A 24,147-nucleotide genomic window follows, 5' to 3' on the forward strand; every position below is an offset into this window, starting at 1 on the left:
GCGGGGCCCGGGCCCCCCCCGGCTGGGCTGCGGGCGGCCCCACGGCGGGCGTCAGCGCATCGGCGCTGACCGCTGTGATGCGGACGGTTGGTCCCCGGCCGTCATGGTGAAGGTGAATCCGGTGTTCGTCGGACGGCGCAGTGGGATGTCGCACGTGACCCGGCGCAGCACCTCGTTCCTGCTGAGGCCGAGTCCCTGTGCGATGAGCCGCTCCGGGCGCACCGGCACCGGGTCCGTGAAGACGACCTCCACGTGGAGCGGCCACGCCTGGTCGGGCCGTGTCGGCGGGGTCTTCAGCCGCCAGGCCCCGTTCCAGTCCAGGGTGAAGCGGTTGCGTTGGGCGAGCAGCGGGTCCAACAGTGTGGCCGCCACCACCTCCGGATCGTTGGCGTGGTAGCCGTCGAGTTCGGTCGGATCGAAGGATCGGACCGGTGCTCGCTCGTGCACGGTGAGCTTGCTCGTCCGGTCGCAGGACACGCAGCGGACCAGCAGCCACACGTCCAACAGCTTGCCGTTGGCGTTGACGCGGAACCTGCCCTCGCCGGTGGTGGCCGACTCCGACCGGCAGTCCACGCACCGCAACGACAGCAGGGGCAGTCTGGTCCGGCGAACGACCCAGGGCAGCACGGTATGGGGTTGTGAAGACATGATCTCTCTCGACCTGACACGAGGCCGATGGCGCGCGGCCTCAGACGCTGGGGGCCGGGCGCGCACGGGCAGCCCGGCGGAGCCGACGGCGGGGTCGGCTTGGGGTGAGCGGAAGAAGGTGTCAGGTCTACAGAGCAGGCGGGGTCACGCGGTTGTGTCCTTTGTCCTCACTGCGATGGGGTCGCAGGCAACCTAGGGGAGCGCGGAGGGAGGACTCAAGCGGTTTTCCGGTGGCGGTGGGGCCTGCCAGTGGTAGTACAGCGGGGGCTGTATCCGACGCGTTTTCGCGGGTCGGGACGGTCGGCTGAATAACGTTGCGGCCCCCGTGCGGGATCGTGCGGGTGGTGGGGCGCCCCTCCAGGGCTCACCTCCGAGAAGGTTCACTTATCGGGGGTCAGGTTTGGGGGTCTCTGGGGGTGGGTTCCGTTGGCGATGCTTGAAATACGTTATACATAAACGTTTCCAACGAAACGAAACAACGTAAGGGGTGCTGCGGACCTGGCCCCGGACAGGACCGGGCGGGCCGCGCAGGAGGCGGAACGGCACATCCTGCACGGCTCTGGCCAGGTTCGACGTGCCGCTTCCGCCTGGAAGGCGGGCCGACGCCGCGATCCACGGACGCGAGGTCGTCGCACGGAGGAGACCGGAAGAGACCGTGGGAGGGAGAGGGCCGCGTCGGTACCCACGTCGTGCATCCGCCAGCCCACTCCAACGGGGACGCGTCCGCGCTTGTTGACGTCGACCAGCGGCAGCTCCCGCTTCGTCTACGCGTCGGTGACCCGCAGCCCTGCATGGGCCTTGTAACGGCGGTTCACCGAGATCAGGTTGGCGACCAGTGACTCCACCTGGTGGGCGTTGCGCAGTCGGCCCGCGAAGAGGCCGCGCGTACCGGGGATACGGGCGGCGAGGGCCTGCACCACGTCGGTGTCGCCGCGGGATTCGCCGAGGACCATGACATCGGTGTCGATCTCCTCGACCGTCTCGTCCTGGAGGAGCACCGCCGACAGGTGGTGGAAGGCGGCCGTGACGCGCGAGTCCGGGAGCAGCGCGGCGGCCTGCTCGGCGGCGCTGCCTTCCTCGGGTTTGAGGGCGTACGCGCCCCTCTTGTCGAAGCCGAGCGGGTTGACGCAGTCGACCACGAGCTTCCCGGCGAGGTCCTCGCGCAGGGACTCCAGGGTCGTGCCGTGTGCGTCCCACGGCACGGCGACGATCACGACGTCGCTGCGCCGCGCGCACTCGGCGTTTTCCGCACCCTCGATTCCGAAGCCGAGCTCGTCGGCGATCCTGCGTGCCCGCTCGGCCGCACGGGAGCCGATGATCACCTTCTGTCCCGCCCTGGCCAGGCGGTAGGCGAGACCGCGCCCCTGGTCGCCGGTACCGCCGAGGACGCCGACGACCAGCCCCGACACGTCGGGGAGGTCCCAGGGCCCGCTTCGCGCACCCCGCCCATCGGCTGGGAACGCGTCAGGGGAGGTGGGTGTGGCAGTCATACGGTGACCCTTCACGATTGGCGGGGGCTGAGGCGGACGAAGGGAAGATGTTGCCCGACCGCGCGGAAGTCCTCCTGCGTACCGTCGACGGAGAAGCCCATGAAGCGCACGAGCCTGCGTGCTGCTTTGGGGTGGCGGTGCGCGTAGCGGGCCATGAAGTCACCGCCCTCCTCCGTGTCTAGGGGGTGGGCGGTGACGGGGACGGTGCGCAGCCAGACTCGGATGCTGCTCTCGGGTGTAGCCAGGAGGTTCTGGTACCAGGCGGCCTTCCGGCCGAATCCGGAGCAGACCACGTAGCTGCCGTTGGTCCGGTCGTGTTCGACGACTTCGATGACGACCTGGCGCCGCTTGCCCGACACGCGGCCGGTGTGGTTCAGCAGGAGGAATCGGCCGCCGAAGAGCCAGCCCAGGCGCATCCGGTAGAGGTGGATCGGGGCCCGGAACAGCAGGCGGCGGATGCCGGTCGGCGGTGCGGGGCGCTGGATGATTTCCATGGTGGTGCCTTTCAGGTGCGGGTGAGGATGCTGGTGGTGTCGCCGTAACCGCGGCGCAGCAGGCCGGTGAAGGCGTCGCGCAGGACGAGCCGGGTGACGGTGCTCTGGGCGGCGAGGCCGATACCGGTCGCCGGGACGAGAGAGCGGGCGAAGGTGCGGGCGCGCTGCTGGCGCTGCTGCACGGCGGGGCGCAACCGCGCTTCGTAGGCGTGCAAAGCGGCCCGGTGGTCGTCGTGCTGGTGCAGTGCCTGGGCCAGCAGGTAGCCGCCGGCCATGGCCATGGACGCGCCCTGCGCGGACGTCAGGGTCATCGCTCCGCAGGCGTCGCCGACCAGGGCGACGCGGCCGGCGTGCCAGGACGGCATGGCGATCTGGGTGAGGCTGTCCATGAACAGGTCGTCTTGCGGTGCCGCGGCGAGCAGTTGGGGAGTGAGCCAGCCCATGTCGGAGAAGGCGCTGCACAGTGCGCTACGCCGCTTGGTTCGCCGCGGGACGGACCGGGCGGACGTGCGGTAGAGGAAGAGCGCGATCAGCTCGCCGGGCCGACCGGTGGGATACAGGACTGTCTGACGGCCGGGCTCGTTGTAGTGGACGCGCCGGGGCCCGAGCCCGTAGGTGTCGGCCACGGGATAGCAGGCCATCGCAAAGCCCAGGTGCCGCGCGAACCGTTCTTCTGACCCAAAGGCGAGCTCACGGGTCACCGAGTGCACCCCGTCCGCACCGACGAGCAGGTCGAAGCTCTCGCGACCGCCGTCGGCGAAGGCGACGTCAACGTCACCGGGGCGCTGCTCGATGGCGGCGATGCGATGTCCGTATCGGATCTCGACCTTGTCCCGTACGGCCTCGCCCAACGCCTCTTCCAGCGTGGTGTGCATCAGGGCGAGATACGGTCCGCCGATCACCCTCTCCAGCAGTCGCCGCTCGAGCCGGGCCGTGACCCGTCCCGACCCGTCCACGTAGCACACGCTGTCGGTCGGGAGCTGGCGCGCCGCGAGCTGATCGGCCATGCCCATACGCCCGGCCACGTCGTAGCCAGTGCCGAAGAAGTCGATGCCGTAACCGCCGAGCCGCCCGTGCGGCGCACGCTCGACCACGATGGGGGTATGGCCCCAGTGGTGCAGCCAGTAGGCGAGGGTGAGACCGGCGATCCCGCCGCCGGAAATCAAGACCTTCATGAGTCGGCCCCGATCAGCTCACCCAGCGCCGCCAGCGCGGGCTCGATGGACAGCTGTGCATCCAGCAGGTGGTGCAGCATCATCCCGTCCAGCAACGCCGCCACCAGCGTCGCCGTCCCCGTCCTTCGCTCGGCGGGCCAGTGAGGGTTCAGCGTCCCAAGCCAGTCGGCGATCTGACCGCGCGCCTCCCTGAGCCCCGCCCGCAGCGCATCGCCGAGCTCCGGTTGGCGCATCGCCCCCACGATGAGCTCCACGGACAGCCGCACCACCCTCTCGTCGCCCGTGACCCGGGGCACCACGGTGCGCATCGCATCGAGCACGGATCGTGCGTCCGGTGCGGCCAGCAGCGCCTCAACGACGGGCATCATCACCGCGTCGCCCGCACGCCGTGCAATCTCCAGACGCAGGGCGGGCAGGCCCCCGAAGTGGTAGTGGATGAGCCCCATGTTGGTGCCGCCGCGCGCGGCCACCGCGCGGGTGGTGACGGCCGGCCAGCCGCCCTCGACGAGTAGGGCGAGCCCGGCTTCGACGAGTTCCTCGCGGCGGCGCCGCCCACGAGCAGAATTTGTTCGATCGACTAAGTTGGTCATGCGACCAATTAACCATGCGGCACAGTGTGCGAGCAAGTCGCACAGCGTCATCGAGACCGCGAAACCGCGGGAGGGTATGGGCCGCTCAGCCCTCCTGGGAGCGGACGTGATCAGTTGGAAAGGGGCAACGGGCGGGTCGACGACCTCACTCTGCGCTCAGGTGTCTCGCTACAACCCCGACGAAGTGCTCTGGGCCATGGACTCCGTCACCGTGGTAGGCACAGTGATTCCGCGCGATGTCCGGCACGGCAGGTACCGGGCAGGCGTATGTACCCCCAGCACCATCTGGCGACGACGAGGGTGTCGCCGGGGCGCAGGTGGGCCAGGCATGCTTTCAGCTCGGGGCGTTGGGAGTTCGCGCCGGACTTCTTGTCGGCGAACACCTTGACGCATCCGGCTGCTTCGAGGGCGCGGAGTTGGCGGTCGAGCTTCTGTTCGTGGGTGGAGACGCGGGCGTAGCCGACAGAGCCCCCGCTCTTGCCTGCTCAGTCACCTGCGTCGCGGAGAGTGCTACCGTCAGAACCCGGACCGATCCTGGAGCGATCCTTCTCCTTCATCGGTCAGGCGTCGAGGTCGGCGGCGGTGACGTGCACGGGCGGGGCCAGCAGGCCGAGCTCGCGGGCGATGGCCGGGACTTCGGGGTCTGCGAGGACCCCCTCGTGGTTCTCGGTATCCCAATCGTCTGGGTCACGCTCGTACGTGTCTTCTTCATCGGGTTGGTACTGCTGCTGGTCGCCGGGGGTGTCGGCGTCGCCGTGGGGGTGCACGTGGCGATCGACGCGGCGTCGGCCTGGGCCTTCACCGAGTATCCCGCCTACTTCCCCGGACTCACCAGGGCGTGGGAGATCCCCTGGGGCCTGCACTGGACCACCCTTGTCGCGGTCGCGGCCGGGTCACGCACCGGGGTCGCAGGTGTGCGGGCCGGGTGTGAGCAGGTGGTCGCGGACCCGGCTCACGTGCGGGTTGTAGGGGATGCCGGGGCGTTGGGCCAGGTAGGCGGTGTTGATGGGCGGGTCGTCGGTCTCGTGGAGGAGGACGAGCGCTCCGGTGGCGAAGGCGTCGGCGCACAGGTAGGTGGGCAGCACGCTGAAGCCGGCGCCCGCTTTGACGGCGGACAGCACGCCGCGCAGGTCGGGGATGGTGAGTGCGGCTCGGCAGGTCAGGCGTCGGCCGAAGACGTGGCGCCAGTAGCGGCGGACGATGGGCAGGTCCTCGGCGTAGGTGACCAGGGGGACCTCGTGCAGGGCGGTGGGGCCCTCGGTGGCCAGGCGGTCGCGGACGCGGTCGGCCCACACGGGGGCGGCCACGAGCGCGAACTCCTCGTCGGCCAGGGGTGTTGCGAGCAGGGTGCGGCCGCGGGGGCGGGTGGTGGAGATGACCAGGTCGTAGCGGCCGGCGCGTAGTTCGTCCAGGAGGGGGTCGGTCAGTCCGGTGGTCACGCGCAGGTGCAGTCCGTCGGCGACCAGGGGGGCCAGGGAGGGCAGCACGCACGTGGACAGGTACTCGGCGGGGCCGGCCAGGTGGACGGGGGCGGTGGGGGCGAGGGGTTCGTGGTCGCATCCGGTGGCGGCGGTGAGGGCGTCCAGGGGTGCGGCCACGCGGGCGGCCAGGTCGTGGGCGAGGGGGGTGGGGGTGGCGCCGCGGGGCAGGCGTTCGAACAGGTCCTGGCCGGTGGTGCGTTCCAGGTTGCGGATCTGGGTGGTGACGGTGGGTTGGGACAGGCCCAGGAGTGCGGCGGCCGCGGTGAAGGAGCCTGACCGGTACACGGCCAGGAAGGTGCGCAGGAGGTTGAGGTCCGGCTGCGCCGCCAGGAGCGGTGCGGCCGGACCGCCGCCGTCCTTGTGTCCCATACCTGTGGATTCTATGGATGCGGTCGGGTGGCTGGTCCCTCAGCGCAGCAGCGTGAGGAGTTCGGCGGCCAGTGGCGCCGAGGAGGCGGGGTTCTGGCCGGTGATCAGGGTGCGGTCGGTGACGACGTTGGGGGTCCAGGGTTCGCCGACCTGGACGGTCAGGCCCGCGTCGGTCAGGCGGTCCTGGAGCAGCCAGGGGGCTTTGTCGGCGAATCCGGCCTGGGCCTCCTCGGCGTTGGTGAAGGCGGCCACCCGGTGGTCGGCGAAGGCGTTGGCGCCGTCGGGGCGGGTGGCGGCCAGGAGGGCGGCGGGGCCGTGGCAGACCACGCCCAGGGGTGTGCCGTGGTCGAGTGCGCGGGTGAGCAGGGCGCCGGAGTCGGCGTTGACGGCCAGGTCCTCCATCGGGCCGTGGCCGCCGGGGTAGAACACGGCGTCGAAGGCGGTGGGGTCGACCTCGTCGAGCTTGCGGGGGTGGTGGAGTTCGGTCATGGCCGCCAGGGCGTGGCGGGCGTCGTCGGCGCCGTCCTGGCCTCCGTTGGATTCGGGGGTGAGGCTGGCCTGGTCGGCGGTGGGGACGACGCCGCCGGGGGTGGCGACGGTGACGTGGTGTCCGGCGGCGGTGAACATCTGGTGGGGGGTGAGGACCTCCTCGGCCCAGAAGCCGGTGGGGTGTGCGGTGCCGTCGGCGAGTGTCCAGTGGTCGGCGCCGGTGATCACGAAGAGGATGTTCGCCATGGTGGTGCTCCTGTGGGGTCGGGACCGTCGTGGTGTGTGGTGACGGTGTCGAACCTAGGTGCTCACCGCTGGTTTGGGCCAATGGAAACGCTGATGCGTGTCATTGGTTTTTCTATGGCGTGGTGGGGGGTGGGCCCCGCCTGGGGCCCACCCGGTCAGCGGGCGGGGTGCAGGTGCAGGTCGAGGCCGCTCGTTCCGCGGGTCGGGACGTCGGGTAGCAGCCGCATGTCGTGGTCGTAGTCGCCGCCGGTCAGGGACCGGTAGGGGATGGGGGCGTCGGTGAAGAGTCCGTCCAGCCGCGCGGTGTAGGCGTGGGTGGCTTCGGTGACGCGTTCGGGACTCATGTGGACCGTGTCGTGGACGGCGAAGGGGTCCAGTGGGGTCATGCCGGTGAACCAGAACAGGCCGTGCTGGAGGGGGTGGAGCACGTCGGACAGGCGGCCGTTGATGCCCCGGTCGGAGAAGGCCGTGGCGCGGGCGCCGACGGTCACCGACACCAGTGCCCGCCGCCCGGCTAGGGCGCCCTCGCTGTAGGGCGGGGGGAGGGAGGGGCCGTGGGCGAACTCGAAGGTGAAGACGCGGTCGATCCACCCCTTGAGGAGGGCGGGCACCGAGAACCACCACATCGGGAACTGGAGGATGACCGCGTCGGCCCAGAGCAGCTTGGCCTGTTCGGCGGCGATGTCGGGGGAGAGCGTTCCGGCGAGGGTGGCGTGCCCGGAGTCGGCGAGTACGTCGAGGGGGCGGTCGGGGTCGCGGTCGGGGAAGTCGTCGGCGTCCACGCCGGCCTTCCACTTCATCGCGTACAGGTCGGATACGCGTACCTGGTGTCCGGCGGCGCGTAGGTGGCGGGTGGCGGTGTCGGTGAGGGTGGCGTTGAGGGAGCGGGGTTCGGGGTGGGCGGTGACGATGAGGACGTTGCGTGGTGTCGTGTCGGTCATGGCGCCAGGTTCCCGTGTGGGGGCGGGTGGAGCCAGTACCCGGTTGCTCCTGTGGATCCGTGGTCCTGGTACTGGCGGGGCCACCCATACTGGGGCGCATGGATGGTGTGCGGCGTGGTGAGCGTGGTGTGGGGATGGGCGGGGCCGGGGGGACGCTGGGTGCGTTCTTGCGGGCGCGTCGGGGTCGGGTGGCTCCGGAGCGGGTGGGGTTGCCGGTGGGGCGGCGTCGGCGGGTGCGGGGGTTGCGGCGGGAGGAGTTGGCGCAGCTGGCGGGGATCAGCGTGGACTACTACGTGCGGTTGGAGCAGGGGCGGGCCACCCAGCCGTCGGCGGAGGTGCTCGACGCGTTGGCGCGGGCGTTGGGGTTGGCTGGGGCCGAGCGGCGGCATCTGGACACGTTGGCGTCGGGGCGGGGCGGTGCCGTTCCGCGTAGGGGGGTCAGTCCGCTGTTGCGGCGGGTGGTGGACGGGTTGGGTCCGATGCCGGTGTTCGTGACGGACCACCGTTTGGACGTGGTGGCGTGGAATGCGGTGGGCGGTGAGCTGATCGGTGGTGTGGGGGAGCCGGGGCGGCGTGATCGCAACCAGGCGCGGTTCCTGTTCCTGGATCCGGCCGCGCGGGGGGTGCATCCGGAGTGGGAGGCGCGGGCGGCCGAGGCGGTGGGGCAGTTGCGGGTGTTCGCGGGGCGGTTTCCCGAGGATGGGGAGTTGGCGGCGTTGATCGCCGATCTGTCCGAGCGCAGTGAGGACTTCGTGCGGATCTGGGGGTCGGGTGAGGTGGTGGTGTGCGGGGCTGGGCGTAAGCGGGTGCGGCATCCGCGGGTGGGGGTGTTGGATCTGGACTACGAGACGCTGCATGTGCCGGACACGCCGGGGGAGATGGGGTTGGTGGTGCACGTGTTTGGCGCCGAGCCGGGTGGTGGGCAGGCGGCGGCGTTGGAGCGGTTGGGTGGGGGTGTCTGAGGGTGGGCGCGGTGGTGCGCCCACCGGTGGGGGTTGGGTCAGGTCGCCGTGGTGAGGGTGGCGCGCGCGTCGCGGATGATCTGGGTGAGGTGTTCGTGGTGGGCGCCGCGCCAGTACACGTGGGCGCAGGAGGTGCAGCGCGCGAAGGTGTCGTAGGTGGCGCGGGTGCCGGCGGGGAGGGTGTCGGCGACTTCGCCCTTGACGACGGGGGTGAGGGGGCCGTTGCACTCCAGGCAGCGGGTCCAGGGGTGCAGGGGTGGGGCGAAGCGTTCCAGGACGTCGGTGAGTTGGCGGTCGGGTTGGTCGTGGTGGATGTGGGCGCCCACGCGTAGGGCCTTGCGGCACAGGAGTTTGCGGTCGCGGGTGAGCAGGACGCGGTGTTGGTCGTTGGCTTGGCGGACGAGGGTGGGGTCGTCGCGGTCGTTGTGGTAGTCGGTGTCCAGGCCGAGCAGGCGCAGGCGGCGTGCGAGGGTGCCCAGGTGTACGTCGAGGAGGAAGCGGGGCGGCTGGAAGTCGGGGGGTAGGGGTTGGGGGCGTGGGATGGGGGTGACGTCGACGATCTGGCCGGGGTGGGGCTGGTGGGCGGGGTCGACGGGGTGGCCGTCGATGTGGAGGGCGCCGAGTTCGGTGCGGGGGACGCCGAGGGATTCGACGATGTGGCCGAGGGTGGAGGTGCCGTCGTGGTCGATGTGGACGGGGGCGTTCCGGTGGCGTGGGGGCAGGAAGGACCGGAGTTCGGGCGCGAAGCGCAGTGTCAGGCGGGTATTGCGTTCCATTCTCTCAGGATGGCACGCGGTGGGGTCTGTGGTCGTGGTGTTTTCGGGTGGTGCGGAAGCGGGCCCGGTAGGCGGAGGGGGTGATGCCCAGGTGGCGCAGGAAGGCGCGGCGTAGGGATTCGTCGCTGCCCAGGCCGCTGCGTTGTGCGGCGGTGGTGATGCTCGCTCCGGTTTCGAGGAGGGTTTGGGCGGCTTCGAGGCGGACGGTTTCGACGTGGGCGGCGGGGGTGGTGCCGATCTGGTCGTGGAAGAGGCGGGTGAGGTGGCGCGGGGTGACGCCGGCCAGGGCGGCCAGGGCGGGGGTGGAGTGGTGGGCGGCGGGGTCGGCGGCGATGGTGTCGAGGACGGTGCGCAGGCGGTCGTCGCGGGTGGGCGGGGTGCGGGAGGGGGCGGAGAACTGGGATTGTCCGCCGGGGCGTTGGAGGAAGACGACCAGGTCGCGGGCGGTGTCGCGGGCGAGGGTGGGGCCGTGGTCGTCCTCGACCAGGGCCAGGGACAGGTCGATGCCGGCGCTGACTCCGGCGGAGGTGAGCAGGTGGCCGTCGCGGATGTGGAGGGCGTCGGGTTCGACGTGGACGTGGGGGTGGACGCGGGCCAGGAGTGCGGTGTGGCGCCAGTGGGTGGTGGCGCGGCGTCCGTCGAGGAGGCCGGCGCGGGCCAGGGCGAAGGCTCCGGTGCACACGGAGGTGACGCGGGTGGCGTGGCGGGCCAGGGTGTGGATCGCGGTGAGGAGCCCGTCGGGGGTGGGGGTGCGGGGCAGGGTGGGGGATCCGGGGACGATCAGGGTGTGGGGGGTGGCGATGTCGTGGGCGGGGGCGTCGACCATCAGGCGGGTGCCCGCGGCGGTGGTGACGGGCTGGCCGTCGGGGGAGCACAGGGTGAGGCGGTAGTCGGCGCCGAACCCGGTGGCGGTGGAGAGGACCTCCAGGGGGGCGGTGACGTCCAGGAGGCGGGCGCCGTCGTAGGCGAGGACGGCGATGGTGCGTGGTGGCATGTGGGGGACGGTACCTGATCTGGGTGTCCGAATGTGTGGGATGTGTGTCTGTTGGGACATCGCGGTGGGGGTGGTGTGGCGGGCAGGCTGGGCGCTGTTGGATCAACCGCGTCTGAGGAGAGTGCGTCATGAGCCGTCCGCCCGTCCCCCCGTTCACCGAGGCCGAAGCCCGGGTCAAGGTGCAGGCCGCTGAGGATGCCTGGAACACGCGTGATGCGGCCAGGGTGGCGCTCGCGTACACACCGGATTCGGTGTGGCGCAACCGCGATGTGTTCGTCACCGGCCGGGCCGAGATCGAGGCGTTCCTGCGGCGCAAGTGGGAGCGCGAGTGGGACTACGCGCTGCGCAAGGAGCTGTGGGCGTTCGGGGACGATCGGATCGCGGTGCGGTTCCAGTACGAGTCCCGGGACGCCGGGGGCCGGTGGTGGCGCAGTTACGGCAACGAGTTGTGGGAGTTCGACGAGCGGGGGTTGATGCGGCGGCGGGAGGCGAGCATCAACGATCTGGAGATCGTCGAGGGCGAGCGGCGGATCTTCGGTCCGCGCCCGGTCGAGGAGCACGGGAGGCCGTTCCCGTTGGCGTGATCAGCCCCGGGGTGTGGGCGAGGTACTCGGCGAAGGTGCGTCCGGGTAGGCGGAGGGGGAGCGGGCGGCGGTGTCGTCCGACCGCGTCGAGGTAGGCGTGGGCGAGGTCGACCAGGGGTTCCACGCGGGGGCCGCCCATGTCCGGGGACGCGTCCGGCGGGGTCGTGTTGGGCCAGGAGGCGCGCGATGAGGTCGTGGAACTGGGTGGTGCGCAGGAGGGGCCAGCCGATTCCGGAGGCCTGAAGGGCGCGTTCGACCGTGTGCTTGGTCCGGTGGTAGGGCAGGGGGACGCGGTCGACGCCGACGATGGAGATGTAGACGAGGTGGGGCACTCCGGTGTGGTGGGCGGCACGGGTGAGGTGGGTGGCGGCGGGGATGTCGTCGCCGGTGGGGTTCTCGGCGATCTTCGGGACTCGGCCCGGTCGTCGAAGACCGGGCTGGACGCGGCGGTCCGGTGTGCGTGTGTGGGCCGTGACGGCCTCCTGGTCGGATTCTTGCGGCTCCCGGCGGTGCCTGCACCGGGTTTGTGGTCTCGTGTTCTAGGTTCGTGCGGAGCGGGCCCGACGGTCGTGCCCGCCGCATGATGGGAGGACGATGATGCGACGTCGGTTGATGACGCGCGGTGTGCTGCCGACCGCGGCGGCGCTGAGCGTTCTGGCGCTGGCCGCGGGCGGTGTCGACGCCTCCTCCGGCGCCCCGTCGACCGGGCGGAGCGAGATCAGGGCGCCCCGCGAGTTCAGCGGCATCACCTGGCTCGCCACGGCCGCCGCGGGAAACGGCGGGGAGCCCCAGCAGATCTTCCTGGTCTGCCATGACGCGAGGGACGACTACGCCGAGCGCGACCTCCCACGCCTGTCGATCGTGCGGACCCCCGTCGACACCGACGGGATCATCGTCCAGGAACTGGACGTCGCGTTCCCCAGTGTGCCCAATGATCTGGAGAGCATCGCCCGGGTGCCCCATCGGAACGAGGCCCTGTTGGTGGAGAGCAACGCCGATGGCACCGACCCTGATCCCACCATCTATCTCGCCCGGTGGGACGAGGATCTGGACATCGAGATCGTGGGCGCGGTGCCGTGGCCCGCGACGCCCGAACCGCTCGTGAACGTTGAGGCGACGGCTGTCGCGACGGTCCGCGGGAGGGACTACTTCGTGTACGCCGAGCGGGCGCAGGGAAGCGACACCACCAACGTCAACATGACCCGTCTGTGGATCGGGGAGGGTGGTGAGATCGAGTTCGGCGGCAGGTGGGTGTCGGTTTCCTTCACGGCGCCCGAGCCGCCGGACGCGCGTCCCGCCTCGGGTATGGATATCGACGGGGAGGGCAACGTCTACATCTCGTCCGCGTTCGATCCCGGCGACCTCGGTCCCTTCGACAGCGCCGTGTACCGCGCCGCGGTGGTCCGCCCGGGCGGGTCCCTCGGTGCCCGGCTGCGTCCGGTGGAACCGCCGGAGGAGCTCGCGCGTAGTTCGGGGCTCAAGGTCGAGGGCGTCGCGTTGGTCGACGGGTCTTTTCCGATGTTCGTCAGCGATGACGACGAGGACTACGGTGGTCTGCTTCGTCAGCTGCGGGTGACGCGGTCGAGCGGCCGCATGTGAGTCTTGGTCCGCGTCGGTCGGTGTGTCCGTGCCCGACTCGGGGCGGCGGGGTGTCCTCCGCCGCCCCGGGGGGTGTCTACTCGTGGTGTTCGGGTTCCTCGGGGTTGCGGCGCAGGTTGACGATGGCCGCGACCAGGCCGCCCCAGAGAAGGACGATGGAGACGACCATCATGACGATGGCGCTGGTGGACATCACTGGTCCCCTTCCGTGGCGGGATTGTGGTCGGCGAGCCGGTCCTGGGCGGCGAGTTCGTCGGCGCGCTTCCACGGCACGAGCGAGACGATCACGCCGATGACGATGGCGCCGACGGCCACGCCCCAGCCCGCGGTGAGCAGGAACGGGGTGGGGTACTCCCCGTAGTTGGCGTCCAGTTCGGTGCGCAGGCTGTCCCACATCATGTAGCCCAGCAGGGCGGGGGTGATGATGCCCAGGGTCAGGCGCCACCACAGGCCCAGGCGCAGGGAGGACACCGCGTTGGCGTGGTCCTGGAACAGCGGCAGCTTCCGGGCGATCCAGGCGACGGCGATGATGAGCACGAGCCCGGCCAGGGCGATGCCGTACTGGTTGATGAAGTGGTCGGCCACGTCGAGGAAGAACAGGCCCTCGTGGGTGGGGAAGAGCAGGATCGAGGCCAGGGCGGTGGCGCCGCCGACGGTCAGGACGGTCGGGACGCGGCCGAGGCCGGTGCGCTCGTGCACGGCCGAGACGATGACCTGGACGATGCTCAGCAGGGAGCTGATGCCGGCGACCACGAGGGAGCCGAAGAACAGCACGCCGAAGAAGCTGGCGCCGAAGGGCAGGCTGGAGATGATCTGGGGGAAGGCGACGAAGGCCAGTCCCAGACCGGAGGTGGCGACCTGGTCGACGCTGGTGCCCGCCGCGGCGGCCATGAAGCCCAGGGCGGAGAAGACGCCGATGCCGGCCAGCAGTTCGAAGGAGCTGTTGGCGAAGCCCGCGACGAGGGCGGAGCCGGTCAGGTCGGACTTGCGGCGCAGGTAGGAGGCGTAGGTGACCATGATGCCGAAGCCGATGGACAGGGAGAAGAAGATCTGTCCGTAGGCGGCGATCCAGACGCTGCCCTGCCTCATGGCGCCCCAGTCGGGGGTGAACAGGGCGTTGAGGCCCTGGGTGGCGCCGTCGAGGGTGAGGGCTTGGACGACCATGACGAGGAAGAGGACCAGCAGCAGGGGGATGAAGATCCGGTTGGCCTTCTCCACGCCGTTGCGGATGCCCAGGGCCAGGACGCCCAGGACGACGACCCAGACGCCGATCAGGGGCCAGGTGACGCCGGAGACGTAGCCGGAGACCATGCCGGGGGCGTCCGCGGTCTGGAGGAACTCGCCGAAGAAGAAGGCGTTGGGGTCCTCGCCCCACTGCTGCCCGAAGGAGAAGAGGGTGTAGCGGATCGCCCAGGCGATGATGACCGCGTAGTAGACGGCGATCACGAAGCAGATCACGACCTGCCACCAGCCGATCGCCTCGGCGGGGCGCAGGAGGCGCCGGTAGGACAGGGGCGCTGAGGAGCGGTACCGGTGTCCGATGGCGTATTCGAGGATGAGCAGGGGGATGCCGGCGGTGAGGAGGGCGACGAGGTAGGGCACCAGGAAGGCGCCGCCGCCGTTCTCGTAGGCGACGTAGGGGAATCGCCAGATGTTGCCCAGGCCGATGGCGGATCCGATCGCCGCCATCAGGAAGCCCGCGCGCGTGCCCCACTGCTCGCGCGTCTGTTGGACCATGTTCAGGTCTCCTAAATCATCATGTTGTTCGCGACCCGCACGCTAGCAGGAGTTGGGCGGTTGGGCATCGTGTGGCGGCCGAGGGCCGACGCGTTGTCGTGTCGTTGCGGGCTTGGGGTGGGGGATCGTCCAGCTCTGGTGGACGGCAACCGGGGCTTACCGCGGGTCTTCAGCGGTGCTGTCGGCCGGTTCGCGCGGGGCCGGGGCGGGCGCGGTCACCGGCGGTGGGGTGGACGCGGCCGCATGCGGGCGGTGGGGAGTTCGGGGGCGGGCAGGGCGGGCCCGGGGTCGCCGGTGACGGGGGCGAACCGGGTGCCGTGGCCGGTGCGGGCGCGTTCCCAGTCGGTGCGTGCCCGGACGATCTCGTCGTGGTCGCGACCCACGAGGTTCCACCACATGAGCAGGTCCTCGGTGAAGGGTGTGCCGCCGATGACCAGGAGGCGGGCGCCGCGGGTGGCGGCGAGGTCGAGGTGGTGGCGGCCGGGGCCCAGGTAGAGCAACGCTCCGGGCTCGATGTGGTGTCCGAGCAGGTCGAGTGGGGTGTCCAGGGGCAGGACGCCGTGTTCGAAGTCCGGGTCCAGGGGCAGGGTGAGGTGGGCGCCGGGGTCGAGGGTGACTTCGGCGCCCATGAGGGGGGTGTGGACGCGGGCGGGGGAGCGGTGGCCGTCGACGTCTCCGGCGATGACGGTCAGGCGTGCGCCCGGGTGGGTGAGGACGGGCAGGTCGTCGTGGTGGGCGAAGGCGGGTGGGCCGTGGCGGTCGCCTTCGGGCAGGGCGATCCAGAGTTGGGCGCCGTGCAGGACGGGGTGTGCGTCCTGGGGTGTGCGTTCGGAGTGGGCGATGCCGTGGCCCGCGGTCATGATGCTGAGTTGGCCTGGTTGGACGAGTTGGTCGGAGCCGAGGCTGTCGCGGTGGTGGACGCGGCCGCGGACGAGCCAGCTGACGGTCTGGAGGCCGATGTGGGGGTGTGGGGGCACCTGCATGCCCGCCTGGTGGGAGATGTCGGTGGGGCCGTAGACGTCGGCGAAGCACCAGGCGCCGATCATGCGGCGGTTCTTGCCCGGCAGGGACCGGAGGACGGGCATGGCGCGCGGTCCGCCCAGGGGGACCTCGCGGGGGGTGAGGAGTTCGGTGTCCGGGCAGGGGGTGGTGTCCTCGGCGGTGCACACGCGTTGCTCGCCGGGGTGGCGTTCCTGGTTGCTCACGGGGTCGACGGTAGCGGAGGCGGGGGTCGTGGGTGGTGGGGGCGTGCCGGTGGGAAACAGGGGGTGGCGGCCCGGGGCGGGGCGTGTGAGGGTGGGCGGGCGGCGACGAGGAGGCCTGTGTGAGCGACTGTGTGTTCTGCCTGATCCGGGATGGTCGGGCACCGGTGAGTCTGGTGCACTCCGATGCGTTGGTGCTGGCGTTCATGGATCTGAATCCCGTGACGCCCGGGCACGTGTTGGTGGTGCCGCGCGAGCACGTGGTGGGGCTGGGGGATGTCGACGACGAGGTCGGCGCCCGGATGTGGCGCGTCGCCCGCCGGGTGGGGACGGCGTTGCGGGGCGGCGCGGTGCGGTGTGAGGGCGTGAACCTGTTCCTGGCCGACGGTGAGGCCGCCGGGCAGGAGGTCTTCCACGCGCATCTGCACGTGTTCCCCCGGTTCGTGGGGGACGGGTTCTCCTTGCGGGGCGTGTGGGAGGAGGCGGATCGGGCGGTGCTGGACGACCACGCCGAACGGTTGCGCGCGTTGGTGGGTCAGGACGGGGGCTGAGGTGCGCGTGTCGTGAGTACGCGCACCCAGGGGCGGTGGGGTGGAGTACCGATGTGGCGGGCCGGGGCGTGCTCCTAGGTTCGGGTCATGTTCTCCCTCCTGGTGGGCCATGCGGCGATGGCCCTGCACTTCGCGTTCTTGTCCTTCGTGGTCCTGGGTGGGTTCTGGGCCTGGCGGTGGCCCCGGGTGTGGTGGGTGCACCTGGGGGTGGCCGTCTACGCGTTGGGGATCGTGATCGTGGACTGGCCGTGTGCGTTGACCGAGATCGAGAACTGGTCGCGGGTGCGGACGGGCCGTGCGGTGATGGAGGCGGGGTTCCTCGACCACTACCTGACGGGGACGCTGTATCCGCGTGAGCACGTGCTGACCTCGCGGGTGGTGGTCGGGGTGATCGTCGCCGTGTCGTGGGCGGGGGCGCTGTGGCGTGCCCGTGGGCGTCGCCGGGGGTGTGCGGTGGCCGGTCAGGGCGCCTCGGCCGGGTCGGTGAGGTCGAGGTAGCGGGCGAGGTGGCCTGAGGCGGCGAGCATCGCCCGGGCGCGCTGGTGGAGGGCGGCGCGCCAGTCGTCCAGGGCCTGGTGGAGGGGGCCGACCCCTCCGGCGTCGCGGACGTGGGCGATGGCGTCGGCGATCTGGTGCAGGGGGTGGCCCGCGCGGCGGAGTTGGTGGGCCAGGTGGGCGTCACGGACCGCGTCGGAGGGGTAGCGGCGGTGGCCGGTGGTCGGGTCGCGGTCGGGGTGGACGATGCCGGCCTTCTCCCATGCGCGCAGGGTGGCCGGGCGCAGGCGGAGTTGGTGGGCCAGGGCGCCGATGGTGAGCGGGCGCGCGGGGGTGGGCGGGTCGTCGGTGAGCAGTCCGTGCAGGGCGGCGGCGACCTGGTCGAGGGTGGTGCGGTCGCGTTGGGTGCGGGCGTGGCCGTCGTCGACCAGGCGCAGGGCGGTGTCGTGGTCGGCGGTGTTGGCGGCGCGCATGATCGCGGCGGCGTCCTGGTGGCCGTGGCCGGCGCGCAAGGCGAGGAAGGTGCGCAGGGCTTGGGCGTGCAGGGGTGTGTACTGGCGGAATCCGTGGGGGGTGCGGGGCGCTGTGGGCAGGATGCCCTCGTCCTCGTAGTTGCGCACGGCCTGGGTGGACAGGCCGTGTTCGCGGGCCAGGTCGACGGGGCGGAGCCGGTCGCGGTGCGGCATGGGTGACCTTAGGTTTGAGGGTTTGGCGCGGGGTTGGCTGGTGCTGGTGGGAAAAGTCTCCACCGTTTCTTCAAGGATACGGTCGAGGGTGTTGGGTTGCCTGTCTGGAGGTTCGTGATGTCGGTGCCGTCTGTCGTGCGGGCGTCGGGGGCGCGTTTCACCCATGGCGGTGCGGGGTTGGGGGAGGCGTTGGACGGCTTCCTCGCCGCCCGGCCCCGCCCACCGCGGCTGCTGGGGTTGGGGGAGCCCACGCACGGGGTGGAGGTGTTCTGCGAGTTGCGCAACATGGTGCTGCGGCATCTGGTGCGGGTGTGGGGGTTCCGGTCGGTGGTCGTGGAGAGCGACTGCCTGGCGGGGCTGGTGGTGGACGACCACGTCGCCTCGGGTACCGGGGACGTGGAGGAGGTGATGGCGGCCGGGTTCAGCCACGGGTTCGGGGACCTGGCCACCAACCGGGAGCTGGTGCAGTGGCTGCGCGGGTACAACGCGGGGCGCGGCGCCGACGAGCGGGTCCGGTTCCACGGGTTCGACGGGCCGGTGGAGATCACGGGGGCGTCGAGTCCTCGGGCCGCGCTGGGCGGTCTGCACGGTTACCTGTCGGAGCACCTGGGGGCGGTGCCGCACGCGTGGGAGCGGATCGACGCGTTGGCGGGTGCGGACGGTGAGTGGACGGAGCCGGGCGCGATGTCGGACCCCCGCCGGTCGGTCGGGGCGTCGGAGCGGGCGCGGGAGTTGAGGGTGGTGGCGGACGACCTGGCGGGGGTGCTGTCGGCCGAGGCGCCGGGGCTGGTGGCGGCGACCTCGCGGGAGGCGTTCGAGCGGGCGCGGTTGTTCGCGCGTACCGCGCGGGGCCTGTTGCGGTACCACGCGGTCATGGCGCGGGTGGAGGAGGACGACGCGACGCGGATGGCGCGGCTGGTGGCGGCCAGGGACGCGATGATGGCGGACAACCTGCGGGCGGTCGCGCGCGTCGAGCGTGATCGGGGCCCGTCGCTGGTGTTCGCGCACAACCAGCACCTGCGGCGCGGGGCGGGTGCGATGACCATGGCGGGTAGGGAGTTGGGGTGGTGGTGCGCGGGGGCGATCGCCGCCGTGGACCTGGGGCGGGAGTACGCGGTGATCGCCGCCGACGCGGGGACCTTCCCGGGGTTGGGGGCGGCGGGCGCCGACACGTTCCAGGGGGTGTTGGGCCGGGCCGCCGGTGAGGGGGCGCTGTGGCCGGCGGACCGGTTGGCGGCCGCCCTGGAGGGTGAGCAGGTCGCGCGGCGCGCCGACGCCGACCACACGTACTTCCCGTTGGGCCCGGGTGACCTGGGCGGGGTGGACGGGGTGCTCTTCGTCGGGGACGCCGCCCCCGGCCGGGGTTGACCGGGGGCGGTGTCAGGGGTGGGTCACCACAGGTCGGTGCGGTGGGCGCCGACCAGGTCCTTGACGTGGGCGAGGACCTGGTCGGCGGGGGCGGGGTCCAGGCGGCGGCCGTCGCGCAGGCGCAGGGCGAGGTGGTCGTCGCCGACCTCGCGGGCGCCGAGCACCGCCTGGTAGGGGACCAGGCGGGCCTGGCGGATCCGGGCGCCCAGGGTGCCGCGTCGGGCGTCGCTCAGGTGGGCGCGCAGGCCCAGGTCGGCGCAGCGTCGGACGAGGGCGCGGGCGTGGTCGTGCTGGTCGGGGGTCACGGGTAGGACGGCGATCTGGGTGGGGGCGAGCCAGGCGGGGAAGGCGCCGCCGTGCTGTTCGATGAGGTGGGCCACGGCCCGTTCGACGCTGCCGATGATGCTGCGGTGGATCATGACGGGCCGGTGGCGGGCGCCGTCGGGGCCGATGTGGTGCAGGTCGAACCGTTGGGGCTGGTGGAGGTCGACCTGGACGGTGGACAGGGTGGTCTGGCGTCCGGCGCGGTCGGCGATCTGCACGTCGATCTTGGGGCCGTAGAAGGCGGCCTCGCCCTCGGCGGTCTCGTAGGGCAGTCCGGAGCGGTCGAGGACCTCGGTGAGCAGGGCGGTGGAGCGCCGCCACAGGTCGGGGTCGTCGACGTACTTGCCGCCGGGGGCGGGCAGGGACAGGCGGTGGCGTACGGGGGTGATGCCCATGGCGGTGTGGGCGCGGCGGATGAGGTCGAGGGCGGCGGTGGCTTCGTCGGCGACCTGGTCGGGGGTGCAGAAGACGTGGGCGTCGTTGAGGTGGATGGAGCGGACGCGGGTGAGGCCGCCGAGGACGCCGGAGAGTTCGGAGCGGTACATGCCGCCGAGTTCGGCGATGCGCAGGGGCAGGTCGCGGTGGCTGCGGGGGCGGGCGCGGAAGATGAGGGCGTGGTGGGGGCACAGGCTGGGGCGCAGGACGACCTGGTCGGAGCCCACGTCCATGGGCGGGAACATGTCGTCGCTGTAGTGGGTCCAGTGGCCGGAGATCTCGTAGAGTTCGCGTTTGCCCAGGACGGGTGAGTAGACGTGGTGGTAGCCGGCGCGTCGTTCGACGTCGCGGACGTACTCCTCCAGGGTGTGGCGGACGGTGGCGCCGTCGGGGAGCCAGTAGGGCAGGCCGGAGCCGATGAGGGGGTCGGTGTCGAACAGGTCGAGTTCGCGGCCGAGGGTGCGGTGGTCGTGCATGGCGGTCTCCTCGCGTTGGGGGGCGAGTGACCGCATGAGCGAAGCCCCGGGGCACTCGCCCCGGGGCTTGGTTCAGACAGTGGTCAGCGCGCCGGGACCGGTTCCGGCGTCGTCGTGACGTTGGCGCGCTGCATGGGGCCACGCTAGCAGAATGCGAGGCGGCGGGTCCTATCCTCTGCGCAGGTCCGATCTTGCACTTCCTGGAGGTTCCCGTGTCCGTGCGGCCTGTGCGTCATCGTGCGTCGGGGTTGGTGTTCGCCCTGGCGGCGGCTCTGGCGTTCGGTGGGGCGGGGGTGGCGGCGCGGCCGTTGTTGGATGCGGGGATGGATCCGCTGCACGTGACGTGGTTGCGGGTGGCGGGGGCGGCGCTGGTGTTGTCTCCGGTGGCGGTCGCGCACTGGCGGTTGCCGCGGCGTAGGCCGTGGCTGGTGTTGGCGTACGGGGTGGTGCCGATGGCGGGGGTGCAGGCGTTGTACTTCGCCGCGGTCGCGCGGATCCCGGTGGGTGTGGCGTTGTTGATCGAGTTCCTGGGGCCGGTGCTGGTGCTGGTGTGGTTCCGGGTGGTGCGTCGGACGCGGGTGTCGCCGGCGGCGGTGGTGGGTGTGGTGTTGGCGGTGGCCGGTTTGGGGTTGCTGCTGGAGGTGTGGGCGGGGATGCGCCTGGACCCGGTGGGTGTGGGGTTGGCGTTGGGCGCCGCGGCGGCGCAGGCGGGGTTCTTCCTGTTGTCGGACGCCACGGGCGGGGACGCCGACCCTTTGGCGGTGATCGCGTTCGGTGCGTTGGTCGCGACGGTGGTGTTGGCTCCTCTGGCGCGGCCGTGGGCGCTTGCGTGGGGGACGTTGGCCGACGGGTTGCCGCTGGGCGGGGTGACGGTGTCGGGGTGGGTGCTGGCGGTGTGGTTGGCGGTGGTGAGCACGGCGGTGGCGTACGCGATGGGGGTGGGGGCGATCCGGCGGTTGTCGCCGCAGGTGGCGGGGGGTGTGGCCTACCTGGAGGTGGTGACGGCCATCGCGTTGGCGTGGGTGTTGTTGGGGGAGTCGTTGAACCTGGTGCAGACGGCGGGCGCGGTGGTCATCGTGGTGGGGGCGTATGTGACGCAGACGGCGGTGCCGTCGGAGTCGGCGGACGCGCCGGAGGTGGTGCGGGCGGTGTCCCCCGAGGTGGAGGCGTCGCCGGAGGAGGGCGGCGACGGTGTGGCCGAGTCCGAGCCCGTGCCGGAGGGGCGCTGACCGCTGGTGCGGGGCAGGGTCGGCCGTCAGGGCGTGAGGGTGGTGAGGTCGCGTTCGGCCCAGGCGACGTCGTGCCAGGTGTCGTGTTTGTAGCCGACGCGGTGCATGGTGCCGACGGGGGTGAAGCCCAGGGCGCGGTGCAGGGCGAGGCTGGGTTCGTTGGGCAGGGTCATGCAGGCCACGGCGGTGCGCATGCCGCGTGCGGCCAGGGCGGGCAGGAGGGCCCGGTAGAGGGCGCGGCCGTGCCCGGCGCCGCGGCGGTCGCGGTCGAGGTAGACGCTGACCTCGCACGACCAGGCGTAGGCGGCGCGGCTGCGGAAGGGGCCGGCGTAGGCGTAGCCGACGAGGTGGTCGTCCTCCTCCAGGACGAGCCAGGCGTGGTGGCGTTGGGCCGCGGTGATCCGTGCGGCCATCTCCTGGGGGTCGGGTGGTGTGAGTTCGAAGGTGATGGCGGTGTCGGTGGTGTAGGGCGCGTAGATGGCGGCGCAGGCCTCGGCGTCGGCCGGGGTGGCGTCGCGGATGTGGGTGGTGACGGCACTCATGTTCATTATGGTAAATGATGTGTGCATTATGGTGAACCTATGAGTGATCCACTGGGCTCCGCCCTCGCCGAGACCCTGCGCGAGTTGCGCACCGCCCGCGGACTGACGGGTGCCGCCCTGGCCGAACGGGCGGGGGTGTCCCGGGGGATGATCAGCCGGATCGAACGCGGGGACGTGCAGCCCACGGCCGTGCTGCTCGGGCGGCTGTCGGCCGCGCTGGGGATCACGCTGTCCGAGCTCATCGCGCGCGCCGAACACGAGGACCGCCGGTTGGCCCGCGCCGCCGACCAGCCGGTGTGGACCGACCCCGCGACCGGCTACCGGCGGCGTGCGCTGTCCCCGCGCTCGGGTGGGGCGATGGAGCTGGTCGAGGTCGAGCTGCCGCCGGGCGCGCGGGTGGCCTACCCCGCCGACGTCTACGCGCTGCGCCACCACCAGATCTGGGTGCTGCGGGGCACCCTCGCCTTCTGCGAGGGCTCGGTCGAGCACACGCTGGAGACCGGCGACTGCCTCGAACTCGGTGCGCCGGCGCCGTGCGTCTACCGCAACCGGACCGACGCGGACTGCCGGTACCTGGTGGCGATCACCCGCCGCCACCCCTGACCGGTCGGTCGGCTGGAGGGGTCGGCGCGGTGGCGTGCGGCCCCGCCCGGGCGTCGGAGGCCGGGCCCGTGGGTCCTTCGGCGGGTGTCGGCGGGACCGCCGGGGGCGGGCCGCGTCCACCGTCGAGGTCGTCAACGGGTGAGGTCGTCGACGAGCGCGCCCAGGGCGGCCACCCCCTCGCGGATGGCCGTCGCGGGCCGTCCGGCGTACCCCAGGACCAGCCCGGCGGGGCCCGGTCGCTGGCGGTGCCAGGACAGCGGGTGGGTCTTGACACCGCGCTCCAGGGCGGCGGCCGCCAGGTGGGTGTCGGTGACGGGGAGGTCGAGGGTGACCGTCAGGTGCAGGCCGGCGGCGGCGCCGTGCACGCGTGCTCGGGGCACGTGGGCGCGCAGGGCGTCGATCATCGTGTCCCTGCGGCGGCGGTGGCGTGCGCGCAGGACGCGCAGGTGGCGTTCGAGCGCCCCCGAGGCCATCAGGTGGGCCAGCGTGAGTTGCGGCAGGGTGGCGTTGCCCAGGTCGCTGAAGCGTTTGGCCTCGACCAGGGCGTCGTGCCAGCGGGGCGGGCCCACCATCCAGCCCAGGCGCAGTGCGGGGGCCAGCAGTTTGGAGACGCTGCCGTTGTAGCAGACCCGGTCGGGGGCCGTGGCGGCCAGTGCCGGGACCGGCGGCCGGTCGTAGCGGTGTTCGGCGTCGTAGTCGTCCTCGATGACCAGGCCGCCCTCCCGCGCCCAGTGGGCCAGGGCGCGGCGGCGGTCCCCGCTGAGCACCACCCCGGTGGGGAACTGGTGGGCGGGGGTGGCCAGGACGGCGCGGGCGCCGGTGGTGCGCAGGGCGTCGACGTCGAGGCCGTCCTCGTCGACGGGCACGGGTGGGGTGCGCATCCCGGAGTGGTCGAGGTGTTGGCGTATGCCCAGGGAGCCGGGGTCCTCCACGGCGACGGCGTCGACGCCCTGGTCGCGCAGGACGCGGGCGATGAGGCCGAGCGCCTGGGCGGTGCCCGCGACGATGACGACCTGGTCGGGGTGGGCGCGGATGCCCCGGGTGCGGGTCAGCCAGTCGGCGACGGCCGAGCGCAGCGCCGGGGTGCCGCGCGGGTCGCCGTAGCCGAGTGCGGAGGCGCTGGTGTCGGTGAGGACGGCGCGTTCGGCGCGTAGCCACGCGGCGCGGGGGAAGGCGGCGAGGTCGGGTACGCCGGGGGACAGGTCGATGGGGGCGTGGGCCTGGCGCAGCTGGTCGAACACCTGCGGTCCCGGGGCGGGGGCGAAGACTGTGCGGGGGTCGGGAGCCTCGGGGGTCGGGTGGCGGTGGGTGGTGAGCGGGGTCGGTGTGTCGGTCATGACGACGGTTCCGGCCCTGCCTCGGCCGCGGACGTGGCCGTCCTCGGCCAGGCGCCGGTAGGCCTCGGTGACCACGCCGCGGGAGACGCCCAGGTCGGCGGCGAGGGTGCGGGTGGAGGGCAGGAGGCTGCCCCGGGGCAGGTCGCCGACGGTGATGGCGGTGCGGATCTGGTCGGTGAGCCAGTCGGTGACGCCGCCGGGCGGGGCGTCGGCGGCGTCGAGGTGGAGGAAGTCGGCCCCGGCCGTTATGGACCTGTCGTGCTGGGTGTGATTGGACCTGTTCACGGGACCATTGTGGCGGGAGGGTGGGCTCATGCACACAGT

At 72.0% G+C, this 24,147-nt stretch carries 26 protein-coding genes and 2 pseudogenes; 8 read left to right on the forward strand and 20 right to left on the reverse strand.

Annotated features, from left to right (window positions below; all coding sequences use genetic code 11):
* Positions 1-51: 51 nt before the first annotated feature.
* The 10 genes and pseudogenes from AB0I72_RS08320 to AB0I72_RS08365 form a co-directional block, all read right to left on the reverse strand.
* Positions 52-648: a DUF1062 domain-containing protein gene (locus tag AB0I72_RS08320; protein ID WP_358564376.1), complete on the reverse strand. Its 597-nt coding sequence runs from the start codon at positions 646-648 to the stop codon at positions 52-54.
* A 764-nt stretch (positions 649-1,412) separates the two neighbouring features.
* Entirely contained in the window at positions 1,413-2,138 is a 726-nt protein-coding gene (gene npdG / locus AB0I72_RS08325) for an NADPH-dependent F420 reductase (protein ID WP_358564378.1), read from the reverse strand.
* 11 nt (positions 2,139-2,149) lie between these two features.
* Positions 2,150-2,632 carry a nitroreductase family deazaflavin-dependent oxidoreductase gene (locus AB0I72_RS08330; RefSeq protein ID WP_358564380.1) on the reverse strand — a complete coding sequence of 161 codons (483 nt, stop codon included), beginning with the start codon at positions 2,630-2,632 and terminating at the stop codon, positions 2,150-2,152.
* Positions 2,633-2,643: 11 nt separating this feature from the next.
* Entirely contained in the window at positions 2,644-3,807 is a 1,164-nt protein-coding gene (locus AB0I72_RS08335; protein ID WP_358564382.1) for an FAD-dependent monooxygenase, read from the reverse strand.
* Complete coding sequence (locus AB0I72_RS08340) at positions 3,804-4,397, reverse strand: TetR family transcriptional regulator C-terminal domain-containing protein (protein ID WP_358564384.1); 594 nt, start codon at positions 4,395-4,397, stop codon at positions 3,804-3,806. Before AB0I72_RS08340 ends, AB0I72_RS08335 begins: the two co-directional genes overlap by 4 nt.
* A 206-nt stretch (positions 4,398-4,603) precedes the next feature.
* A pseudogene (locus AB0I72_RS08345) lies at positions 4,604-4,849 on the reverse strand (recombinase family protein); the annotation flags it as partial.
* A gap of 108 nt (positions 4,850-4,957) precedes the next feature.
* Entirely contained in the window at positions 4,958-5,164 is a 207-nt protein-coding gene (locus tag AB0I72_RS08350) for a hypothetical protein (protein ID WP_358564386.1), read from the reverse strand.
* A 126-nt stretch (positions 5,165-5,290) separates the two neighbouring features.
* Positions 5,291-6,247: a LysR family transcriptional regulator gene (locus AB0I72_RS08355; protein ID WP_358564388.1), complete on the reverse strand. Its 957-nt coding sequence runs from the start codon at positions 6,245-6,247 to the stop codon at positions 5,291-5,293.
* Positions 6,248-6,286: 39 nt separating this feature from the next.
* Positions 6,287-6,982: a type 1 glutamine amidotransferase domain-containing protein gene (locus AB0I72_RS08360; protein ID WP_358564390.1), complete on the reverse strand. Its 696-nt coding sequence runs from the start codon at positions 6,980-6,982 to the stop codon at positions 6,287-6,289.
* A gap of 155 nt (positions 6,983-7,137) precedes the next feature.
* Positions 7,138-7,923: an NAD(P)H-dependent oxidoreductase gene (locus tag AB0I72_RS08365; RefSeq protein ID WP_358564392.1), complete on the reverse strand. Its 786-nt coding sequence runs from the start codon at positions 7,921-7,923 to the stop codon at positions 7,138-7,140.
* A gap of 167 nt (positions 7,924-8,090) precedes the next feature.
* Here AB0I72_RS08365 and AB0I72_RS08370 point away from each other — a divergent pair, with 167 nt between their 5' ends.
* Positions 8,091-8,885, forward strand: coding sequence for a helix-turn-helix transcriptional regulator (locus tag AB0I72_RS08370; RefSeq protein ID WP_358564393.1), 795 nt, complete (start codon positions 8,091-8,093; stop codon positions 8,883-8,885).
* A 38-nt stretch (positions 8,886-8,923) separates the two neighbouring features.
* Here AB0I72_RS08370 and AB0I72_RS08375 read toward each other — a convergent pair whose 3' ends face one another.
* Together AB0I72_RS08375 and AB0I72_RS08380 are read right to left on the reverse strand one after the other, a co-directional pair.
* Complete coding sequence (locus AB0I72_RS08375; RefSeq protein ID WP_358564394.1) at positions 8,924-9,661, reverse strand: Mut7-C RNAse domain-containing protein; 738 nt, start codon at positions 9,659-9,661, stop codon at positions 8,924-8,926.
* 4 nt (positions 9,662-9,665) lie between these two features.
* Positions 9,666-10,655 carry a GlxA family transcriptional regulator gene (locus AB0I72_RS08380; protein WP_358564396.1) on the reverse strand — a complete coding sequence of 330 codons (990 nt, stop codon included), beginning with the start codon at positions 10,653-10,655 and terminating at the stop codon, positions 9,666-9,668.
* Positions 10,656-10,783: 128 nt separating this feature from the next.
* On the opposite strand from AB0I72_RS08380, the gene AB0I72_RS08385 reads away from it, so the two are divergent.
* Complete coding sequence (locus AB0I72_RS08385; protein ID WP_358564397.1) at positions 10,784-11,239, forward strand: nuclear transport factor 2 family protein; 456 nt, start codon at positions 10,784-10,786, stop codon at positions 11,237-11,239.
* 22 nt (positions 11,240-11,261) lie between these two features.
* On the opposite strand, the pseudogene AB0I72_RS08390 reads toward AB0I72_RS08385, so the two are convergent.
* Positions 11,262-11,631, reverse strand: a pseudogene (locus AB0I72_RS08390) (NmrA family NAD(P)-binding protein); the annotation flags it as partial.
* A gap of 202 nt (positions 11,632-11,833) precedes the next feature.
* Between AB0I72_RS08390 and AB0I72_RS08395 the strand changes: the two are divergent.
* Positions 11,834-12,838, forward strand: coding sequence for a hypothetical protein (locus AB0I72_RS08395; protein WP_358564398.1), 1,005 nt, complete (start codon positions 11,834-11,836; stop codon positions 12,836-12,838).
* Between the two features lie 76 nt (positions 12,839-12,914).
* Here the strand turns inward: AB0I72_RS08395 and AB0I72_RS08400 are convergent, their stop codons facing one another.
* The 3 genes from AB0I72_RS08400 to AB0I72_RS08410 form a co-directional block, all read right to left on the reverse strand.
* Positions 12,915-13,031: a methionine/alanine import family NSS transporter small subunit gene (locus AB0I72_RS08400; protein ID WP_358564400.1), complete on the reverse strand. Its 117-nt coding sequence runs from the start codon at positions 13,029-13,031 to the stop codon at positions 12,915-12,917.
* A complete protein-coding gene (locus AB0I72_RS08405; protein ID WP_358564402.1) occupies positions 13,031-14,575 on the reverse strand; it encodes a sodium-dependent transporter in 1,545 nt (514 codons plus the stop codon). The genes AB0I72_RS08400 and AB0I72_RS08405 overlap by 1 nt, the downstream gene beginning before the upstream one ends.
* A 215-nt stretch (positions 14,576-14,790) precedes the next feature.
* Positions 14,791-15,780: a pirin family protein gene (locus tag AB0I72_RS08410; RefSeq protein WP_358564404.1), complete on the reverse strand. Its 990-nt coding sequence runs from the start codon at positions 15,778-15,780 to the stop codon at positions 14,791-14,793.
* Positions 15,781-15,899: 119 nt separating this feature from the next.
* Between AB0I72_RS08410 and AB0I72_RS08415 the strand changes: the two genes are divergently transcribed.
* On the forward strand, positions 15,900-16,328 hold the full coding sequence (locus AB0I72_RS08415) for an HIT family protein (RefSeq protein WP_358564406.1): 429 nt from the start codon (positions 15,900-15,902) through the stop codon (positions 16,326-16,328).
* 87 nt (positions 16,329-16,415) lie between these two features.
* A complete protein-coding gene (locus AB0I72_RS08420) occupies positions 16,416-16,826 on the forward strand; it encodes a DUF2784 domain-containing protein (protein WP_358564408.1) in 411 nt (136 codons plus the stop codon).
* Here AB0I72_RS08420 and AB0I72_RS08425 read toward each other — a convergent pair.
* A complete protein-coding gene (locus AB0I72_RS08425) occupies positions 16,790-17,509 on the reverse strand; it encodes a MerR family DNA-binding transcriptional regulator (protein ID WP_358564410.1) in 720 nt (239 codons plus the stop codon). The two genes, AB0I72_RS08420 and AB0I72_RS08425, sit on opposite strands and share 37 nt — an antisense overlap.
* 117 nt (positions 17,510-17,626) lie before the next feature.
* Here AB0I72_RS08425 and AB0I72_RS08430 point away from each other — a divergent pair, with 117 nt between their 5' ends.
* Entirely contained in the window at positions 17,627-18,877 is a 1,251-nt protein-coding gene (locus AB0I72_RS08430; RefSeq protein WP_358564412.1) for an erythromycin esterase family protein, read from the forward strand.
* A 23-nt stretch (positions 18,878-18,900) separates the two neighbouring features.
* Here AB0I72_RS08430 and thrS read toward each other — a convergent pair whose 3' ends face one another.
* Positions 18,901-20,148 carry a threonine--tRNA ligase gene (gene thrS / locus AB0I72_RS08435; RefSeq protein WP_358564414.1) on the reverse strand — a complete coding sequence of 416 codons (1,248 nt, stop codon included), beginning with the start codon at positions 20,146-20,148 and terminating at the stop codon, positions 18,901-18,903.
* Between the two features lie 176 nt (positions 20,149-20,324).
* Here thrS and AB0I72_RS08440 point away from each other — a divergent pair, with 176 nt between their 5' ends.
* Entirely contained in the window at positions 20,325-21,341 is a 1,017-nt protein-coding gene (locus AB0I72_RS08440; protein ID WP_358564416.1) for an EamA family transporter, read from the forward strand.
* 26 nt (positions 21,342-21,367) lie between these two features.
* Here the strand turns inward: AB0I72_RS08440 and AB0I72_RS08445 are convergent, their stop codons facing one another.
* Positions 21,368-21,883 (reverse strand): N-acetyltransferase family protein, encoded by a 516-nt coding sequence (locus tag AB0I72_RS08445; RefSeq protein ID WP_358564418.1) that lies wholly within the window; start codon positions 21,881-21,883, stop codon positions 21,368-21,370.
* Between the two features lie 39 nt (positions 21,884-21,922).
* On the opposite strand from AB0I72_RS08445, the gene AB0I72_RS08450 reads away from it, so the two are divergent.
* Positions 21,923-22,486, forward strand: a complete 564-nt coding sequence (locus tag AB0I72_RS08450; protein WP_358564420.1) for an XRE family transcriptional regulator — start codon at positions 21,923-21,925, stop codon at positions 22,484-22,486.
* A 131-nt stretch (positions 22,487-22,617) separates the two neighbouring features.
* Here the strand turns inward: AB0I72_RS08450 and AB0I72_RS08455 are convergent, their stop codons facing one another.
* The gene (locus AB0I72_RS08455) at positions 22,618-24,108 is read right to left on the reverse strand and encodes a PLP-dependent aminotransferase family protein (RefSeq protein ID WP_358564422.1); all 1,491 of its coding nucleotides are present in this window, start codon (positions 24,106-24,108) and stop codon (positions 22,618-22,620) included.
* Between the last annotated feature and the right edge of the window lie 39 nt (positions 24,109-24,147).

The organism is Nocardiopsis sp. NPDC049922 (assembly GCF_040660275.1).
In the GTDB taxonomy this organism is placed as follows: domain Bacteria; phylum Actinomycetota; class Actinomycetes; order Streptosporangiales; family Streptosporangiaceae; genus Nocardiopsis.

Bases quoted from the DNA above. Each gene is read 5' to 3' on its own strand.
- AB0I72_RS08320 (WP_358564376.1), bottom strand. From the start codon at position 648: ATGTCTTCACAACCCCATACCGTGCTGCCCTGGGTCGTTCGCCGGACC.
- npdG (WP_358564378.1), bottom strand. From the start codon at position 2,138: ATGACTGCCACACCCACCTCCCCTGACGCGTTCCCAGCCGATGGGCGG.
- AB0I72_RS08330 (WP_358564380.1), bottom strand. From the start codon at position 2,632: ATGGAAATCATCCAGCGCCCCGCACCGCCGACCGGCATCCGCCGCCTG.
- AB0I72_RS08335 (WP_358564382.1), bottom strand. From the start codon at position 3,807: ATGAAGGTCTTGATTTCCGGCGGCGGGATCGCCGGTCTCACCCTCGCC.
- AB0I72_RS08340 (WP_358564384.1), bottom strand. From the start codon at position 4,397: ATGACCAACTTAGTCGATCGAACAAATTCTGCTCGTGGGCGGCGCCGC.
- AB0I72_RS08355 (WP_358564388.1), bottom strand. From the start codon at position 6,247: ATGGGACACAAGGACGGCGGCGGTCCGGCCGCACCGCTCCTGGCGGCG.
- AB0I72_RS08360 (WP_358564390.1), bottom strand. From the start codon at position 6,982: ATGGCGAACATCCTCTTCGTGATCACCGGCGCCGACCACTGGACACTC.
- AB0I72_RS08365 (WP_358564392.1), bottom strand. From the start codon at position 7,923: ATGACCGACACGACACCACGCAACGTCCTCATCGTCACCGCCCACCCC.
- AB0I72_RS08375 (WP_358564394.1), bottom strand. From the start codon at position 9,661: ATGGAACGCAATACCCGCCTGACACTGCGCTTCGCGCCCGAACTCCGG.
- AB0I72_RS08380 (WP_358564396.1), bottom strand. From the start codon at position 10,655: ATGCCACCACGCACCATCGCCGTCCTCGCCTACGACGGCGCCCGCCTC.
- AB0I72_RS08385 (WP_358564397.1), top strand. From the start codon at position 10,784: ATGAGCCGTCCGCCCGTCCCCCCGTTCACCGAGGCCGAAGCCCGGGTC.
- AB0I72_RS08395 (WP_358564398.1), top strand. From the start codon at position 11,834: ATGATGCGACGTCGGTTGATGACGCGCGGTGTGCTGCCGACCGCGGCG.
- AB0I72_RS08400 (WP_358564400.1), bottom strand. From the start codon at position 13,031: ATGTCCACCAGCGCCATCGTCATGATGGTCGTCTCCATCGTCCTTCTC.
- AB0I72_RS08405 (WP_358564402.1), bottom strand. From the start codon at position 14,575: ATGGTCCAACAGACGCGCGAGCAGTGGGGCACGCGCGCGGGCTTCCTG.
- AB0I72_RS08420 (WP_358564408.1), top strand. From the start codon at position 16,416: ATGTTCTCCCTCCTGGTGGGCCATGCGGCGATGGCCCTGCACTTCGCG.
- AB0I72_RS08425 (WP_358564410.1), bottom strand. From the start codon at position 17,509: ATGCCGCACCGCGACCGGCTCCGCCCCGTCGACCTGGCCCGCGAACAC.
- AB0I72_RS08430 (WP_358564412.1), top strand. From the start codon at position 17,627: ATGTCGGTGCCGTCTGTCGTGCGGGCGTCGGGGGCGCGTTTCACCCAT.
- thrS (WP_358564414.1), bottom strand. From the start codon at position 20,148: ATGCGGTCACTCGCCCCCCAACGCGAGGAGACCGCCATGCACGACCAC.
- AB0I72_RS08445 (WP_358564418.1), bottom strand. From the start codon at position 21,883: ATGAGTGCCGTCACCACCCACATCCGCGACGCCACCCCGGCCGACGCC.
- AB0I72_RS08450 (WP_358564420.1), top strand. From the start codon at position 21,923: ATGAGTGATCCACTGGGCTCCGCCCTCGCCGAGACCCTGCGCGAGTTG.